The 16,607-nt window shown below is 71.4% G+C and carries 13 protein-coding genes; 2 read left to right on the top strand and 11 right to left on the bottom strand.

Features of this window, described 5'->3' with window-relative positions:
* Nucleotides 1-51: 51 nt before the first annotated feature.
* Nucleotides 52-735: a uracil-DNA glycosylase gene (locus AB0N03_RS38765; protein WP_364383028.1), complete on the bottom strand. Its 684-nt coding sequence runs from the start codon at nucleotides 733-735 to the stop codon at nucleotides 52-54.
* Nucleotides 732-917, bottom strand: coding sequence for a hypothetical protein (locus tag AB0N03_RS38760; RefSeq protein WP_364383025.1), 186 nt, complete (start codon nucleotides 915-917; stop codon nucleotides 732-734). Before AB0N03_RS38760 ends, AB0N03_RS38765 begins: the two co-directional genes overlap by 4 nt.
* A gap of 31 nt (nucleotides 918-948) precedes the next feature.
* Between AB0N03_RS38760 and AB0N03_RS38755 the strand changes: the two genes are divergently transcribed.
* The gene (locus AB0N03_RS38755; RefSeq protein ID WP_364383022.1) at nucleotides 949-2,442 is read left to right on the top strand and encodes a peptidase S10; all 1,494 of its coding nucleotides are present in this window, start codon (nucleotides 949-951) and stop codon (nucleotides 2,440-2,442) included.
* A gap of 260 nt (nucleotides 2,443-2,702) precedes the next feature.
* On the top strand, nucleotides 2,703-3,902 hold the full coding sequence (locus tag AB0N03_RS38750; protein ID WP_364383019.1) for an IS110 family transposase: 1,200 nt from the start codon (nucleotides 2,703-2,705) through the stop codon (nucleotides 3,900-3,902).
* A gap of 121 nt (nucleotides 3,903-4,023) precedes the next feature.
* Here AB0N03_RS38750 and AB0N03_RS38745 read toward each other — a convergent pair whose 3' ends face one another.
* The 9 genes from AB0N03_RS38745 to AB0N03_RS38705 form a co-directional block, all read right to left on the bottom strand.
* Complete coding sequence (locus AB0N03_RS38745) at nucleotides 4,024-4,458, bottom strand: hypothetical protein (RefSeq protein WP_364383016.1); 435 nt, start codon at nucleotides 4,456-4,458, stop codon at nucleotides 4,024-4,026.
* Nucleotides 4,459-4,492: 34 nt separating this feature from the next.
* Nucleotides 4,493-8,125, bottom strand: a complete 3,633-nt coding sequence (locus AB0N03_RS38740) for an ALF repeat-containing protein (RefSeq protein WP_364383013.1) — start codon at nucleotides 8,123-8,125, stop codon at nucleotides 4,493-4,495.
* Nucleotides 8,126-8,282: 157 nt separating this feature from the next.
* Entirely contained in the window at nucleotides 8,283-9,059 is a 777-nt protein-coding gene (locus tag AB0N03_RS38735; RefSeq protein WP_364383011.1) for a hypothetical protein, read from the bottom strand.
* The gene (locus tag AB0N03_RS38730) at nucleotides 9,056-10,660 is read right to left on the bottom strand and encodes a hypothetical protein (protein ID WP_364383008.1); all 1,605 of its coding nucleotides are present in this window, start codon (nucleotides 10,658-10,660) and stop codon (nucleotides 9,056-9,058) included. The genes AB0N03_RS38735 and AB0N03_RS38730 overlap by 4 nt, the downstream gene beginning before the upstream one ends.
* 160 nt (nucleotides 10,661-10,820) lie before the next feature.
* Nucleotides 10,821-12,512: a S8 family serine peptidase gene (locus tag AB0N03_RS38725; RefSeq protein WP_364383173.1), complete on the bottom strand. Its 1,692-nt coding sequence runs from the start codon at nucleotides 12,510-12,512 to the stop codon at nucleotides 10,821-10,823.
* Nucleotides 12,513-12,615: 103 nt separating this feature from the next.
* A complete protein-coding gene (locus tag AB0N03_RS38720) occupies nucleotides 12,616-13,614 on the bottom strand; it encodes a dipeptide ABC transporter ATP-binding protein (RefSeq protein ID WP_364383005.1) in 999 nt (332 codons plus the stop codon).
* Nucleotides 13,607-14,605: an ABC transporter ATP-binding protein gene (locus AB0N03_RS38715; protein WP_364383002.1), complete on the bottom strand. Its 999-nt coding sequence runs from the start codon at nucleotides 14,603-14,605 to the stop codon at nucleotides 13,607-13,609. The genes AB0N03_RS38720 and AB0N03_RS38715 overlap by 8 nt, the downstream gene beginning before the upstream one ends.
* Nucleotides 14,606-14,610: 5 nt before the next feature.
* Nucleotides 14,611-15,564 carry an ABC transporter permease gene (locus AB0N03_RS38710; RefSeq protein ID WP_364382999.1) on the bottom strand — a complete coding sequence of 318 codons (954 nt, stop codon included), beginning with the start codon at nucleotides 15,562-15,564 and terminating at the stop codon, nucleotides 14,611-14,613.
* A complete protein-coding gene (locus tag AB0N03_RS38705) occupies nucleotides 15,557-16,486 on the bottom strand; it encodes an ABC transporter permease (RefSeq protein ID WP_364382996.1) in 930 nt (309 codons plus the stop codon). The genes AB0N03_RS38710 and AB0N03_RS38705 overlap by 8 nt, the downstream gene beginning before the upstream one ends.
* Nucleotides 16,487-16,607: the final 121 nt, after the last annotated feature.

Genomic DNA, 16,607 nt, shown 5'->3' with positions numbered 1-16,607 from the left:
GAGGGGACCCCATCTCGCTGTGACCAGCGTCGCTGCACCTTCCGTAACGATTCAGTCCGAGGCCGTCACCGAGCTCGCGGCGCGGAAGACGTCCGCCACCATCGCGTGGGTCAGCAGTCCGGTCTGGACATTGCGTGGCGAGACGTGATAACAGCCGAAAACGCGCAGGTCGTCGAGCTCCAGGACGGCGCCGTGCCCGAACACCGGACGCGGCCGCGGCACCGGCCAGCCGGCCGCGGCGAGCACGGGCAGCAACGCCTGCCAGCCGAACGCGCCGAGCACGACGATCGCGCGCAGTGTCGGACGTAACAGCGTCAGCTCCTCCGCGAGCCACGGCCGGCACGTGTCGCGCTCGGCCGGCGTCGGCTTGTTCTCCGGCGGCGCGCAGCGCACCGGCGACACGAGCCGCGTGCGGTACAGCTCGAGACCGTCGCCCAGCCGATCCGACGTCGGCTGCGACGCGAGCCCGACTTCGTGGAGCACCCGGAAGAGGAAGTCACCCGAAGGGTCGCCGGTGAACATCCGGCCGGTGCGGTTCGCGCCGTGCGCCGAGGGCGCCAGCCCGACCACGGCGAGCGACGCGTCCGGCGGCCCGAAGCCCGGCACCGGCCGCGCCCAGTACTCCTCGCCGCGGAACGCCGCCTTCGTGCCGGCGACGCCTTCGCGCCAGGTCACCAGCCGCGGGCAGGCGCGGCACCCGGCCACGGCGGCGTCGAGCTCGGCGAGCGTCCTCATCGCAGCGCCGCCCGGTCGGTGCGCCGCGGGGTCTCGAGGAGGCCGAAGCGCTGGGAGTACGCGAGGCCGGTCACCGTCGGCGGCAGCTCCGGGAGGTCGTCGGTGAGGTCGACCCGGCCGCGCAGCCGTTCCTGCACGGCGAGCGCGTCTCCGACCGTCGTCGGCCAGTCCCCGGTGTGCACCAAGTCACCCTGCCACAACTAGGTTGGGTCCATGGCGGACACGACCCCCGAAGAGGCCCCCGAGAAGAAGGCTCCGGAGACGACGGAGATCCCGGCCGAGCCGACCGACGACATCGTCACGACCCAGCACACCATCACCGTGAAGCGGAAGAAGCTCGCGTACACGGCGAAGGCGGGCCGGGTCGTCCTCCGCAAGGAGGTCGTCAAGGACGGCAAGTCGGAGGGACACAAGGCGAAGGCGGAGGTGTTCATCACCTCCTACACCCTCGACGACGCCGATCCGGGCACGCGGCCGGTGACGTTCGCCTTCAACGGCGGCCCCGGCTCGTCGAGCATCTGGCTGCACATGGGCCTGCTGGGCCCGCGCCGGGTGCTCTCGGGCGACGTCGACGACCTCGTGCCGCCGCCGTACGGGCTGGCCGACAACCCGGAGACGCTGCTGGCGCACAGCGACCTGGTGTTCATCGACCCGGTGTCGACCGGCTACTCGCGGGCGTCCGAAGGCGGCGAGACCAAGGACTTCCACGGCTTCAAGGGCGACATCGAGTCGGTCGGCGAGATCATCCGGCTGTGGGTGTCGCGGCACCAGCGCTGGCTGTCGCCGAAGTTCCTGGCCGGCGAGTCGTACGGCACGCTGCGTGCCGCCGGGCTGGCCGCGCACCTGCAGGAGCGGCACGGCCTCTACCTCAACGGCCTGCTGCTGATCTCGTCGGTGCTCGACCTCGGCACGCTGCGGTTCACCGAGGGCAACGACCTGCCGTACTCGCTGTACGTGCCGACGTACGCGGCGATCGCGCACTACCACGGCCTGCACGGCGAGCGCCCGCTCGACGACGTCCTCGCCGACGCCGAGGACTTCGCGGCGAAGGACCTGCCGTGGGCGCTTTCGCGCGGCGCGCGGCTGTCCACTCAGGACCGGGCCGACGCGGTCGCCACGCTGGCGTCGCTCACCGGGCTCACCGAGTCCTACGTGGACCGGGTGAACCTGCGGATCGAGCACGTGCGCTTCTTCACCGAGCTGCTGCGCGACCGCGGGCTGACGGTCGGGCGGATGGACGGCCGGTTCACGACGTGGGAGCCGGACGGCGGCCGCGAGCACATGAGCGACGACCCGTCGATCTCCCGGGTGATCGGCGCGTACGCGGCGTCGTTCAACCACTACGTGCGGGCCGAGCTGGGGTACGAGAACGACCTGCCGTACGAGCTCATCCACGAGGACACGTTCAAGGCGTGGTCGTACTCGGACTTCGAGGGCCGCTCGGTGTCGGTGGTGGATTCGGTCAGCGCGGCGATGCGCGCGAACCCGCACCTGCAGGTCCACGTGGCGTTCGGCCACTACGACGGCGCGACGGCCTACTTCGCGGCCGAGCACGTGCTGGCCCACCTGCGGATCCCGGAGGAGCTGCGCGACAACATCGACACGGCGTACTACCCGGCCGGCCACATGATGTACGTCCACGAGCCGACCCGGGTGCAGCAGGCGAAGGATCTCGCGAAGTTCGTCAAGAAGGCTTCGAACCGCTGACGTCGCGGGGGCCGGCGTGCGTGCCGGCCCCCCGTTACCTTTTTCGTAGTTCCTGATCAAGGAGCTGTGGTCACCAGGCCCGGCATGACTAACGCCCCCAGTCGAACCCATGATCCGGGGGGTGGTGTCACCGGGTCTGGTGGCATCGACCGACCGCTGATAGGGACACGGCCACCGCTGGGTAGGTCTCGTCGTAACGTGGGTGCCGGCGCTCGATGCCTGATCGGTGACCACATCCGACGGACGAAACGGCATGGTGGATGAGCAGCAGTTTCAGCGTGTTTCTCGGCCTGGACGTCGGCAAGGAAGCCCACCACGCGGTCGGGCTGGACCCGGACGGCAAGCGGCTGCACGACGGGCCGCTGCCCAACACCGAACCGAAGCTGAGAGCCCTGTTCGACAAACTCGCCCAGCACGGAACGCTGCTGGTCGTGGTCGACCAACCGGCCACCATCGGCGCGCTGCCGGTCACGGTCGCCCGCGCGGCCGGGCACCAGGTCGCCTACCTGCCCGGGCTGGCCATGCGCCGCATCGCCGACCTCTACCCCGGCCGCGCCAAGACCGACGCGCGGGACGCGTTCGTCATCGCCGACGCGGCCCGGTCGCTGCCGCACACGTTGCGGCCGGTCGATGTCGGTGACGAGGCCTTGGCCGAGTTGGAGGTGCTGGTCGGGTTCGATGACGACCTGGCCGGCGAGGCCACCCGTCTCAGTAACCGGATCCGGGGTCTGCTCACCGGCATCCACCCCGCCCTCGAACACGCCATCGGCCCCAAGGTCAGCCATCCCGCGGTGCTGGAGATCCTCTCGCGCTGCGGCGGGCCGACGGGGATCGCCCAGGCCGGCCGCCGCAAACTCACCGCGATCGCGAAGGTCCACGCACCGCGCATGGGTGAGCGGCTGGTCGAGGCGATCATGGCCGCGCTGGGCGAGCAGACCGTCACCGTCCCGGGCACCGCCGCCGCGGACACCGTGCTCCCGCGACTGGCGGACAGCTTGAAAACTGTTCTCCAGCAGCGCAAGCAGGTGGCCGGGCAGGTTGAGGGGATACTTGATGCGCACCCTCTTGCCGGGGTCCTGACCTCGATGCCCGGCATCGGCGTCAGGACCGCCGCCCGCATCCTGCTCGAGGTCGGTGACGCCTCCAACTTCGCTTCCTCCGGGCACTTGGCTGCCTACGCCGGCATCGCCCCGGTCACCCGCAGCTCCGGCACCAGCATCAAGGGCGAGCACCCCGCCCGGACCGGCAACCGCCAGCTCAAACGCGCGTTCTTCCTGGCCGCGTTCGCCGCGTTGTCCGACCCGACCAGCAGGGCCTACTACGACAGGAAGAGGGCCGAGGGGAAGAAGCACAACGCCGCGCTGATCTGCCTGGCCCGCCGCCGCTGCGACGTGCTCTACGCGATGCTCCGCAACGGCACCCACTACCGCCACCCCGAACCAGCTCCCGCCGCGGCTTGACAACCACATAGGGACACCCCCCCGACGTCAGTCGGTGAGGCCTTCTTCGAGCGACCGGTGCAGCTCGTCGGCGCACGCCCGAGCCCCCGCGAGGAACCCCGCTCGTACCCCGCCGCGTCGATCACGCGGCGAAGACCGGTGCCCCGGGGGCGCGGCCGGTCCCGCCGAGCAGCACGCTCTCGGCGCCGGTCGACCCGTCCGGGTCGTCGGTCCAGTAGACCGCGCCGGCGACCACGTACCCCACCGGCCCGCCGAACGAGCTGCGCAGGACGTAGAGCTTCCGGTCGCCGAGCTCGCAGTTCAGCAGGGCGTGCAGGCCCGCGAACTCGGTGGACCCGCCCAGCGCCACCTCCAGCGGGTGGTAGCTCTCGGCCACGGCGAGGACCGCGACGTTCTTGAACAGCACGTCGGCGACCGAGTCGTACTTCAGGTACTCGCCGTCGTGATACCCACTCCGGCCGCTGCGGAGCAGCAGTTGCGCGTGGCCGCCCTCGTACTTCGCCAGGTGGAACTTCCGGTTCAGGACGAGCGGCAGCCGTCCGGGAACGGTCTGCAAAGCCGGATCTCCCTCTCTCCGTCCGATCGACGCGCTACCCACCGTACGGGTTCGGGATGCGCACGCCGTTCTGGTAGAACTCGACCTTGTCCAGCACACCGGCGTACTTGTACGTCGTGAGCTCCCACTGCGTCGGGACCGCGGTTCCGCGCATCTCGGCCAGGTAGGCCTGGTGGAGGATCTCCGCCGGCGTCGCCCCCTCCAGCCCGTCCAGCGCGAACGAGACCTTGATGTCGGTGTCCCCGAGCTTCAGCAGGTCGGCCGAGATCTGCACCTGCTCCCGCCAGTCCAGATCGGACAGCAGGTTGCGGCCGCCGAGCTTCGCCGTCAGGTCCTCCAGGCCGTGGTACCGGGAACCCAGCACGATGTGGTCACCGAGCTCGCGGCCCGCCACCTCCTGCGCGGCTTGAGCGAGCCGGGCGTCCGCACCGACCAGCCGCTCGCCGGTGGCGGCCTCGTTCACCGCACCGGCCAGCTTGCTCGCTTCGGCCGCCATCGAAAGGGCTTCCGCACCTTCCTCGGCGAGGCCGAGCAGCTCTTCGAACCCTTCCAGCGCGGCCGCTTCCCCGGGCGGGCCGATGACGGTGTGGGCGGCCATGGCGGCGGCCGGGTCGGGCAGCGGGTTGAAGTTGGGGTCCCACAGGTTGTTCGGGTCCAGGCACCGGTTGATGAGGTCGGCGTCGCCCTCGTTCAGCCGGCGGCACAGGGCCTGCAGGTTGCCGAAGATGCGGTCGCGGTCGGCGTCCGTGCCCGTCACCAGCAGGATGCAGTCGGCGGCGCTGAGCACCACGATCCCCTGCTGCGGCCGGTTCTGGCACGCCGTGGTGCGGTCGTCGATGACCTTCTGCCGTTCGGCGTTCGCCTTGGTGACGACGGTCTGCCACGCCTGCTGCGCGGCCTCGTCGGCGGCGTGCGCGTCGAGCCCCGCCTGCACGGCGGCGTCGAACGCGGTGCGGGCCGACGTGGCCGCCTGGTCGGCGTACCCGGCCGCGATCTCCGCCGAGTGCTGGGCGGACAACGCCGAGCGCGCCGCGCGGTCCGCCGAGGCGACGGCCGAGGAGGCGGCCCGGGCGGCGGTGTCGGCCGACTCCTTCGCCTGGGCGGCCGACGTGGCCGCGCGGGCCGCCGCGTCCCGGGCCTGGTCGGCGTAGCCGGCCGCCTGGCTGGCGGCCGCCGCGGCCTGGTTGGCGTAGTCGGCCGCCTGCTGGGCCGCGTTGTGGGCCCGGGCGGCCGCGGCCTGGGCGTCGTCGGCGTTGTGCGTCGCGTCGGCCGCCGCACGCGAAGCCTGCGCGAGCAGGCTGTCGATCGCCGCGTAGTGCGCCGCGGTGTTCTGGTCCCGGCGGACGGCGGTGTACTGGCCGACGGTGAGGAACTGGTGCAGCAGCTGGGCCGGCCCGTCCAGCGCGGCCTGCGCCGCGGCGGCCAGCTCACGCGAGCCCGACGACTGCGCGGCGGACAGGATCTGGTTCGCCTTGACGTGGGCGTCGATGTCGGCGGCGGAGTACTGACCCGTCTCGAGGAACTGCCGGAGCGCCTGGTCGCCGCCGGCGTCGAGGGCCTTCTGCCCGTTGGCGACGACCGTGAGCTGCCCGCCCGCGCGCGCCGCGGCCATGACCTGGTCGACCTGGAGCCGGTCGTCCTGCTCGCGTCCCGGGTAGTCCCGGCCGCGCAGGAAGTCGCGGACCCCGGCGTCCGGGCCGGCCAGGACCGTGGCCGCCGCGTCCTTGAAGGCCTGGGTCCCCGACGCGACGAGGTCCCCGAGGACGACGCGGTCGTCCTGCCCGGCGGCCGCGAGCAGGCCACTGTCCACGAACGACACGGCCTCGTCGTCGGACCCGGCGAGGGCCGACCCGGCCGCCGCCTCGGTCCACGGCCCGCCGGTGGTGCTGAGGGTCAGGGCGATCTTCCGCGCATCGGTCACCACCGTCGCCCGCGCCGCGCCGGGCGCGGTCGCCTCGGCCAGCAACCGGGTGGTCTCGGCGTCCCACGTGGCCGCCTGGTCCAGATCCCAGCGTGGGCTCGCGGGGAGGTCCGCCGCGGCCGCCAGGGCGTCCCGGGCCGCGTCGTCCTCCTGCTGCGCCGCCAGGGCGATCCGGTCCGCGTCCGCCTGCCGGGCCGCCGCGGCGATCCGGGCCGCCTGGTTGGTGGCGTTGATCGCGGTCGTGGCGGCGGCGGTCGCCGCGTTCGCGTGGTTGGTGGCCTGCTGGGCCGCATCGGCAGCTTGGCCGGCGTGCGCGGCGGCGTCTTCGGCGGCGGCCGCGGCGTTCGTCGCGTCCTGTCCCGCCGCGCGGGCGGCCGCGGCCGCCTGGCCGGCCTGGTCCGCCGCCTGGTTCGCCCAAGCGCGGCTGGCGCCGGCGGCGGCGACGGCCCGGGCCGCCTGTGCCCGGGCACGAGCGGCGGCGGCCTTGGCCTCCCGCGCATCCGCACCGGCCGCCGCAGCGTTGTCGGCGGCTTCGGTCGCGGCGTTGGCGGCGTTGACCGACTGGGTGGCCGCGTCCCTGGCGGCGTCACCCGCCAGGCCGGCCTGCTGGGAAGCCGTTCTGGCCCAGTCCGCCGCGTTGGCCGCCGTGGACGCGGCGTTGGCGGCGTCGCGGGCGACCTGCGCCGCGAACTTCGCGTCGCCGGCCTTCTTCTGGTCGCCGACCGCGAGAGCCGCGGCGTCGTAAGCGTTGGACGCGGCCCGTCCCGCCGCCGCGGCCGCCGCGGTGTTCGCCGCCGAAGACGCCGCATTGGCCGCGCCGATCGCTTCCCGCGCCGTCGCGGCGGCCTGCTTGGCGGCGAAGGCGGCGCGGGAAGCGGCGTCGGTGGCCTGCTGGGAGTGCCCCTGCGCCGCCGCTGCCGCGTCCTTCGCGGCCTGTGCGGCGGCCTGGGCCGCCGCGGCCTCGGTGACCGCGCGGTCCGAGGCGTCCTGTGCCGCCTTCGTCTCGGTCGCTGCCGTCGACGCCGCGTTGGTCGCCGTCGCGGCGAGCTGGGCGATGTCCGTCGTCTCGGCGTCCCTGGCCTGCGCGACCGGCAGGTCGACGTCCAGGAAGCGGTTGTAGGCGTCGACCGACCCGTCATCGAGCGCCTGTTGCGCGACGGCCTGGACCTCCGGGCCCCCGGCGGCCATCGCCTGGTTGACCCGCAGCCGCTGGTCCGTCGTGAAGGAAGCGCGCCACCCGGACTGCAGGAACGCGGTCAGGGCGTCGTCGGTGCCGGCGTCCAGTGCCTTCTGCGCCGCCTGGCGCAGCTGCGGGCCGCCGGCGGCCATGACCTGGTCGACGCGGACCCGAAGGTCACTGGTGTAGGGCGCCTGCCAGCCCGACTGCAGGAAGCTGACGAGCGCGTCGTCGGCGCCGGCGTCCAGCGCCTGCTGCGCCGCACTCCTCGTCGCCGGTCCGCCGGCCGCCATGAGCTGGTTGACGTGGACATCGCGGTCGATCACGGCGTCGCGGTGCTTCAGCGTGGTCAGGAAGGTGGTGACATCGGCATCGGAACCGGCGAGGGCCGCGGCGGCGTCGGCCCGGGTGACCGGACCGCCGTACTTCCACAGAACCTCGACCTGCGCCCGGTCGGGTGGCGGCGTGTCATCGGCGACGGCGGCCGGCGTGGCGACCGTCCCGGCCGTCACGGCGATGACCGCCGTCATGATCAGGGCAGCACGAAATCGTCTCAGCGCAGTGCGCACGAAGAATGTCCCCCTCGAACGGAATCCGGGTCCCCGACCGTATTTCCCGGGTCGAAGGTTTCCCGATCGAGGCCGTCGCTGTCAACGCCCGGATGGCGCAACGATCACGCTCTCACCAGGCAAAACGCCGATGCCGGAAGTATTCGGCGAAAACGGGTCAAACTGCCTTCGGGGGTGACCAGTCCACATCGGACGGTGTGGGCAGCGGGTCGCCGTAGTGGCCGGGCGGCAACGGGTGCCGGCCCCGGACGTAGGCGATCAGCTCGGCCGCCACGACCAAGCCGGCGTACGCGATCGTCAGCGGCCCGTACCCGGGCGGCAGCCGGTGGCCGGTGACGACCTCCAGGATCGGCGGAACCGCCGCCAGGGCCGGCGCCGCCCCGTGGAGGTTCTCCGCCAGCAGCTCCCGGTACACCGCGAACGACGCCTCGTCCTGGGCGAGCACCGGGCCGCGCAGGAAGCCGGCCAGGATCGTGACCGAGCAGAGCGCGCTGACGCCGAGCAGGGTCAGCCAGCCCGCGGCGTAGGCCGGTGCCGTGGAAAGCATCGACAGTGCGAGAGCCACGCCGCCGCCGTACGCCAGCACTGCGGACGCGAGGAACCAGCCGCCGGGCCGCGCGCCCGTCGCGCCGGGCCACGGGTGGGTCTGCTTCGCCAGCTGCCGCTGCCGGGATCGGACGGTCAGCGACGTCGTCAGCTGGATGGCGAAGCAGGCGAAGTACGCGGGTGCGATCACGGACGCACCGAAGAGCTGCAGGTGACCGATCGCGCCGAGGAGCGCGAGCGGGCCGAACAGCAGGAACCACGGCAGGCTGTGGATCGTGACGGCGTTGCGCGTGGCCAGCAGCGCGTCGATGTACGGGGTCGGCCTCGCCACGCGCCGGCCGCGGCTCGCCAGCCACCGCAGACCCGCTTCGTGCTCGGACGCGCTCATCCTGCCTCCCCGTAGTGGCCGTCCGCGGGCAACGAAGGCACCCGGCGACGCTGGGTCAACCACGCGATGACGTTCGTGACGACCGCCAGCACGACGTAGCCGGTCAGCCACGGCCAAGCCGGCGCGTCCTGGAACGCGAGGTCGGCGACCACCGGCACCGCGAAGACCGACGGCAAGGCGAGGTGGACGTCCTGCAGCCGCGTCACGACGTCGACGGCCAGCGAACCTTCGTCGTCGGCGAGGACGGGCCGCCGGAGCACCCCGGTCAGGATCACCGCGTCCACGACGGCGCCCAGCGCGAGCATGCCGAGCCAGAAGATCGCCCACACCGAGCCCGTCGCCGCCAGCGCGATTCCCAGGGCGGCGCCCCCGCCGAAGGTGATCAGCAGCGTCGTCAGGTACCAGCCGTTCACGACCTCCCGCCACGGTGGCCGCGGCCGGTCGAGGCGCCGGTCTCCCAGTTGCACCGCCGCCCGCCGATCGCCCGCGCGGGCGTGGAGCCACGCTCTCAGCAGCATCGAAGCGGCGCCCAACGACAGCATCCCGCCGTCGGGCAGGTCGCTGCCGCGGTCCACTCCGGGCAGGAGCCGCAGGAACTGGTAGCCGCCGATGACGGTGAAGAGCACCGCGTTGACGAGGAAGACGGCGGTGAAGGCCTCGGGCGCCGGCTTCCCGCACCGGACGCTCAGCCGCGCGGTCAGCACCGTGTCCGGCTCGGCCACCCGGACGCCGTGGGCCTCGAGCCACCTGACCGCCGCCCGCTCCTCGGCCGTCAACACGATCATCGGGCAGCCTCCGCCGGGACTCCGTAGCCGCTGTCCGGGAGGGCCGGCAGGCGACGGCGGACGGCCAGTACACCGGCGAGTTGCAGGACGACCGCGAGCGCGGCGTAGGCGACCAGCCACGGCGCGAACCCCGGTGGCTGCCGGTGGGTGGTCACCAGATCGAGGAGCACGGGACACGCGTAGGCGGACGGCAGCGCGAGGTGCAGGTCCTGGGCCCGCAGCACGGGCGTCGACCGCGAGCGTGGCCTCGTTTTCGGCGATCACCGGCCGCCGGAGGACACCGGCGGTGATCACCGCGCACATGACCGCGCCCAGCGCGAGGACACCGAGCCAGCTCCAGGCGTAGGTCCGGTACGGGGTCGTGGCGAACATCGTGACCCCGAGCGCGGCGCCCCCGGCGAAGGTCACCACGGCCGACGCGACGAACCAGCCATCGAGCACCTCGCGCCACGGCGGCCGCGGCCGGTCGAGCGCTCGCCCTCCCAGCAGGGCCAAGGCCTGCCGGTCTCGTCGCCACAGCGCGAACCAGGTCCCTCCCTGCAGCCCGATGACGAGGAAGTACACGACCTTGCTCTCGGTCATCTCCACACCGCGCACGCCGGGCAGGTACTGCAGGCACTGGTAGCCGACCGAGGCGGCGAGCGCCGCCAGGAGCATCGCGAACTGCGGAACGAGCAGCGCCCGCGGTCGCGCGCCTTGGCGGACGCCGAGGCGGGTCGTCAGGAACCGGCTCGGGACGTCCACGGGCACGCCGCGCTTGCCGAGCCAGACCGCGGCCCCCACCACCTCGCCCCGGCTCGGTAACACTTCTTTCACGGAACCCTCCCCTGTCCCGCGTTACACGCGCGAAGCGCCGGAGAGGTTTACCGGCCGCGGAAACCCGGCACGAGCGCGTGGTGGAGGCGGGCTCCGCCCGTGCGCCCCTCCCGCGCGAAAACGGCCCACCTCCGGCGGAGGTGGGCCGTTTCGCGAACCCCTACTTCAGGTACTGCGTTCCGTGGGTCACCGCCGCGTAGGCGTCGACCGCGCCGTTGCCGTAGAAGCCGTTGAACGACGGGCCACCCGTGCACGTCGCCGTGAACTCCGGCCCGCGGCCTTCGTCCACGTAGTCCACCGTCCGCGGCACCGGGCAGGCGATCTCCGACGCCGTGCCCTCGAGCACGCGCTGGACCTTGTCCGGGTCCAAGCCGAAGTCGCCGTGGGACTTCTTGCCGTACTGCGAGACGATCAGCGCCGAGACGCCGGTCGCGTGCGGGGTCGCCATCGACGTGCCCTGCAGCCACTGGTAGTAGCCGACCCGGCCGTCGGCCGCCGTCGCCTTCTGGACGCCCAGCGCGACACCCTCCGGCGTCACGTTGCCCGCCGCGTCGATGTTGCCCTCGGCGACACCCACGTTCTTCGGGTACGTCGAGAGGATCTCGTTCTCGACCGTGCGGAACCACGGCGTGCCGAAACCGTCGCGGAAGTACCCGCCCGGCGCGGAAACCGAGATCTGCTCGGTGCCGTAGTTCGAGTAGTCCGCCTTCGCCTGCGACGGCCCGAACGCGCCGACGCCGATCGTGTGGTTGCCCTCGACCGGGAGGTTGAGGCAAGAGCTGTTGTCGACCTGACGCGGGTGCGTCGTGTTGGCCGGGTAGTCCGGGCTCGTCGTGTCCGGCTGCGGCGCGCCGAGGTCGGTGTGCTGGTTGCCCAGCGCGACCACCATCGTGACGCCCTTGCGGTGCGCGTAGTTCAGCGCGCGCTGGGTCGCCTCGATGATCGTGCGTTGCTCGGCCTGCTCCGCGGCCGAGTCGGCCGGGTTCGCGGCACAGTTGTACAGCCACGGGTCCGTGTAGAACGACATGTTGACCACGTCGATGCCCGCGTCGCCGGCGTAGGTCAGCGCGTCGACGGTCGGCTGCAGGAAGAAGTAGCCCGAATCCTGGCCGGCGCGGATGTTCACCAGCGTCACGTTCGGCGCGACGCCGGAGACGCCGAAGCCGTTGGCCGCGGCGGCGATGGTGCCGGCGACGTGCGTGCCGTGGCCGCCGTCGTCGTGGTTGGCCGGGTCGACGCAGCCGCGGAACTCACACGGGCCGTCGACCTCGACGCCGTTGACGTCGAACGGGATGTCCTTGGTGAAGTTGCGCGAGTCGGCCGCGTCGAAGTTCGGCGCGATGTCCGGGTGCGTGCCGTCGATGCCGGTGTCGATGACGCCGACCTTGACCTGCTTGCTGCCCGGCTGCTTGGTGCGCGAAAGGTCCGAGCGGACGGACTTGAGGCCCCAGAGCTGGTCGTCCAGCGGGTCCATCCCCACGGCCTTCGTGGCCGCCTTCTTCGAAGACGCGGCGCCGCGGCCTTCCTTCTCCGCGTTGTCGTTCTTGGCCTTCTTGCCGTTCTTCGGCAGCGAGCCGATGACCTGGGCCTTGGCCGCGCCGAACACGGCCCGGTTCGCCGAGACGCGCTCGGTGAACCCGGTGGCCGGGGCACTGGCCTTGATGAGGCCGACGGCGGCGTTCGTCTCCAGCACGGTGCCGCCCGCGGCGCGGATGGCCTGCTGGGCGGTGCCGATGCTCTGCGTGTCCTTGGCGAGCACGGTGAACTCGGTCGCCGGGCCGGCCAGGGCGGGCTGCGCCGCCGCGACCGGGACCGCGACGGCTGAGAGCGCCCCGAACAGCGGAACGGCCATGGCCGCCGCGAGAAGCCTGGGTCTCTTCACGATTCTCCTCCTCGGGAAAGCGGTTCCTGCACCGTATAGACCGGACATTGTGGTTACAACGGCCAAACGTACGTTACGGAACAACCGACTTCTGCTCCGCGAAGTGACAAGCTGACAAGTGGCCGTCGGTCCGCGGCACCAGCTCCGGAACTTCCGTGGCGCACCGGTCCTGCGCTTTCCAGCAGCGCGTGCGGAACCGGCAGCCGGACGGGGGATCCAGGGGACTCGGCACGTCGCCTTCGAGCCGGATGATCTGCCGCTGGCCGCGCACGGACGGGTCCGCCACCGGTACCGCCGACAGCAGCGCCTGGGTGTACGGGTGGGACGGTCGTTCGTAGATCTCCTCGTCCGTCCCGACTTCGACGATCTTGCCGAGGTACATCACCGCGACCCGGTTGGACAGGTGCCGCACCACGGAAAGGTCGTGCGCGATGAACACGTACGACAGCCCGAACTCGCCCTGCAGGTCGCCGAGCAGGTTCATCACCTGCGCCTGGATCGAGACGTCCAATGCGGACACCGGCTCGTCGCAGATGATCACCTTGGGGCGCAGCGCGAGCGCCCGGGCGATGCCGATGCGCTGGCGCTGACCGCCGGAGAACTGGTGCGGGTAGCGGTTGAGGTGCTCGGGGTTGAGCCCGACGACCTCGAGCAGCTCCTGCACCTTCTTGGCCCGCGAGCCCTTCGGCGCCACGTCGGTGTGGATCTCGAACGGCTCGCCGACGATGTCGCCGACGGTCATCCGCGGGTTGAGCGAGGTGTACGGGTCCTGCAGCACGATCTGGATCTCGCGCCGCAGCTTCCGCAGTTCGTTGCCGCGCATCGAAAAGATGTCGCGGCCCTCGAACGTCGCGGCGCCGCCGGTCGGCTCCTCGAGGCGCATCAGCACCTGGGCGAGCGTCGACTTGCCGCAGCCCGACTCGCCGACGACGCCGAGCGTCTCGCCCGGCATCAAGTCGAACGAGACGCCGTCGACCGCCTTGACCTGGCCGATCGTGCGCTTGAACAGGACGCCGGTGCGGACCGGGAAGTACTTCTTCAGGTCAGAGACCGAGAGGATCGGTTCAGGCACGAGTGTTCACCACCACTTCTTCGGCGAAGTGACACGCGCTGGTCCGGCCGAACCCGATGCCGTGCTGCGGCGGCACCTCGACGGAACAGCGGTCTTCGGCTCGCTTGCACCGCGGGTGGAACGGGCAGCCCGGCGGGATGTCGAGCAGGCTCGGCGGCAGGCCCTTGATGGTTTCCAGCGTCTGTCCTTTGAGGTCGAGCCGGGGCAGGGAGTCCATCAGCGCGGCGGTGTAGGGGTGGGCGGGCGCGCGGAACAGCTCGACGACGTCGGCCTGTTCGACGATCCGGCCCGCGTACATCACCGCGATCCGGTCGGCGACCTCGGCGACCACACCCAGATCGTGGGTGATGAGCACCAGCCCCATCTTCCGTTCGGCCTGGATCTCGGCGAGCAGGTCCATGATCTGGGCCTGCACGGTGACGTCGAGCGCGGTGGTCGGCTCGTCGGCGATGAGCAGGTCCGGGTCCAGCGCCAGCGACATCGCGATCATCGCGCGCTGGCGCATGCCGCCGGAGAACTGGTGCGGGTAGTCCTTGATCCGCCGGTCGGCGGCCGGGATGCGGACGGTGTCGAGCAGCTCGATCGCGCGCTTGCGGGCGTCCTTCTTGGACATCCCGAGCCGCACCCGCAGCTGCTCCTCGATCTGGAAGCCCACGGTGAACACGGGGTTCAGCGCGGAAAGCGCGTCCTGGAAGATCATCGCGACCTCGCTGCCGCGCACCTCGCGGCGGCGGTCCTCGGACGCGGTGAGCAGGTCTTCGCCGCGCCAGCGCACCGCGCCGGCGGTGATCACGCCGGGTGGCATGTCGAGGATGCCCATCACCGTCTGCGCGGTGACGCTCTTGCCGGAGCCGGACTCGCCCAGCACCGCCAGGGTCTCGCCGGCGTGCACCGAATAGCCGACGCCGTTGAGCACCTTGGCCACGCCGTCGGAGGTCCGGAACTCGACGTGCAGATCCTCTACTTCGAGCAGGAGTTCGTTGTCGGACAAGGGAGCTACCTCGACTTCGGATCGAGCGCGTCGCGGATGCCGTCACCCAGCATCACGAAGGCCAGCACGGTCAGGGTGACGAAGCCGCCGGGGAACAGCAACATGTGCGGATCATTCCGGAAGTAGTCCCGCGAGTCGCTGATCATCACGCCCCACGAGATCACCGGCGCGTGCACGCCGATGCCGAGGTAGGCGAGCGTCGCTTCGGCCCCGATGAACGCGCCGAGCGCGATGGTGGCGTACACCAGCACCGGCGCGACCGTGTTCGGCAGCAGGTGGCGGAAGATGATCCGCGGGGTGCTCGCCCCGAGGCCGCGGGCGGCCTTCACGTAGTCGAGCTGCTTGGCCACCAGCGTCGCCGAGCGCATGATGCGCATGGCCACCGGCCAGCTCAGCACGGCGATGGAGCAGACCACCTGGACGATGATCGTGACCGCGCCCGGGCTCGAGCCGGGTGCGTTGAACGTCGTCAGGATGACGATCGCGCCGAGCACGAACGGCAGGCCCGCGAAGATGTCGCCGAAGCGCGACAGGAGGCTGTCGACGAGCCGCCCGTAGTAGCCGGCGACGATGCCGACGAGTGATCCGAAGAGGACGGTCAGCAGCGTCGCGAACACGCCCACCAGCACCGAAGCGCGGGTGCCGTAGATCGTGCGGGCGTACACGTCCTGGCCCTGGTTGTCGTAGCCGAACCAGGCGTCCGCGGACGGGCCTTCGTTGGCGTGCGTGAGATCGCTGAAGCCCGCTTCCCGGGAGCTGAACAGGCCGGGTGCGACGGCGATCAGCACGATCAGCAGGATGATCACGGCCGACGCGACGAAGGCCGGCTTGCGCCGCAGCTGGCGCCACGCGTCGCTCCACAGGCTGCGGGGTTTCTGCGGGCCGGTGGCGGAGTCGTCGACGCGGGACAGCTCGGCCGCGTCGGCACCGCCGCCGCCCACCTGGTTCGGGTCAGTCATAGCGGATCCTCGGGTCGAGAACGGCGTAGAGCAGGTCGACGATCAGGCTCATCATCAGGTACACCAGCACGAGGAGGACGACGACGCCGACGACGGTCGCGCTCTCCCGGTTCTGGATGCCGCGGAAGATGAGCCCGCCCAGGCCGTTGATGTTGAACACGCCTTCGGTGACGATCGCGCCGCCCATCAACGTGCCCAGGTCGGTGCCGAGGAAGGTGAGCACCGGGATCACCGAGTTGCGCAGCAGGTGGACGCCGACGACGCGGCTCTGCGGCTGCCCCTTCGCGATCGCCGTCCGGACGTAGTCGGCGCGGCGGTTTTCCGCGATGCTCGTTCTCGCCAGCCGGGCCACGTAGGCCATGGACAGGCTGCCGAGCGCGATGCCGGGCACGATGAGCTCGCCGATGCCCGGGTCGTCCGACACGCTGGCCTCGATCAGGCCGAGGCCGTTGCTGCCCAGGGCGAGCTGCAGCACGATCGCCGTGACGAACACCGGCAGCGAGATCAGGAACGTGGTCGAGACCAGGACGAGGTTGTCGAGGAAACCCTTGCCGCGCAGGCCGGTCAGCACGCCGGCGGTGAGCCCGATGAGGGCCTCGATGACCACGGCGATCACGGCCAGGCGCAGCGTGATCGGGTACGAAGTGGCGATCAGCTCGCCCACCGACGTGCCGTTGAAGGTCTCGCCCCAGTCGCCGGTGAACAGGCTCCCGAGGTACTTGAAGTACTGGACGAAGAGGTTGTCGTCCAGGTGGAACTTCTCGGTCATCTGGGCGATGTAGGCCGGCGGGCAGGCCGCCTGACCGCACTTGCCGGAGAACGGGTCGCCGGGCACGGCCCAGACCAGGACGTAGATGAGGAGAGTGGTGCCGAAGAACACCGGGATCAGCTGGAGCAGCCGTCGCAGGACATAGCGGGTCATGACGTTCCTAGTGCGCGCCGGCCGTCGTGAGTGAGAAACAGTGTTGGGTAAACCGATTTTAAAAACAAAACCGGGGGGGGGGGTGTGGGGGTGTTAAAGGGGGCGTAATAATTAACAAAGA

This window comes from Amycolatopsis sp. NPDC051061, from assembly GCF_040682935.1.
Classification (GTDB): domain Bacteria; phylum Actinomycetota; class Actinomycetes; order Mycobacteriales; family Pseudonocardiaceae; genus Amycolatopsis.
Note: the sequence above shows the minus strand (reverse complement) of the source record. Positions and strands in the feature narration are given on the sequence as shown.

Coding starts and splice junctions, on each gene's coding strand:
- AB0N03_RS38755 (WP_364383022.1), top strand. CDS start 949: ATGGCGGACACGACCCCCGAAGAGGCCCCCGAGAAGAAGGCTCCGGAG.
- AB0N03_RS38710 (WP_364382999.1), bottom strand. CDS start 15,564: ATGACTGACCCGAACCAGGTGGGCGGCGGCGGTGCCGACGCGGCCGAG.
- AB0N03_RS38765 (WP_364383028.1), bottom strand. CDS start 735: ATGAGGACGCTCGCCGAGCTCGACGCCGCCGTGGCCGGGTGCCGCGCC.
- AB0N03_RS38750 (WP_364383019.1), top strand. CDS start 2,703: ATGAGCAGCAGTTTCAGCGTGTTTCTCGGCCTGGACGTCGGCAAGGAA.
- AB0N03_RS38725 (WP_364383173.1), bottom strand. CDS start 12,512: ATGGCCGTTCCGCTGTTCGGGGCGCTCTCAGCCGTCGCGGTCCCGGTC.
- AB0N03_RS38705 (WP_364382996.1), bottom strand. CDS start 16,486: ATGACCCGCTATGTCCTGCGACGGCTGCTCCAGCTGATCCCGGTGTTC.
- AB0N03_RS38735 (WP_364383011.1), bottom strand. CDS start 9,059: ATGAGCGCGTCCGAGCACGAAGCGGGTCTGCGGTGGCTGGCGAGCCGC.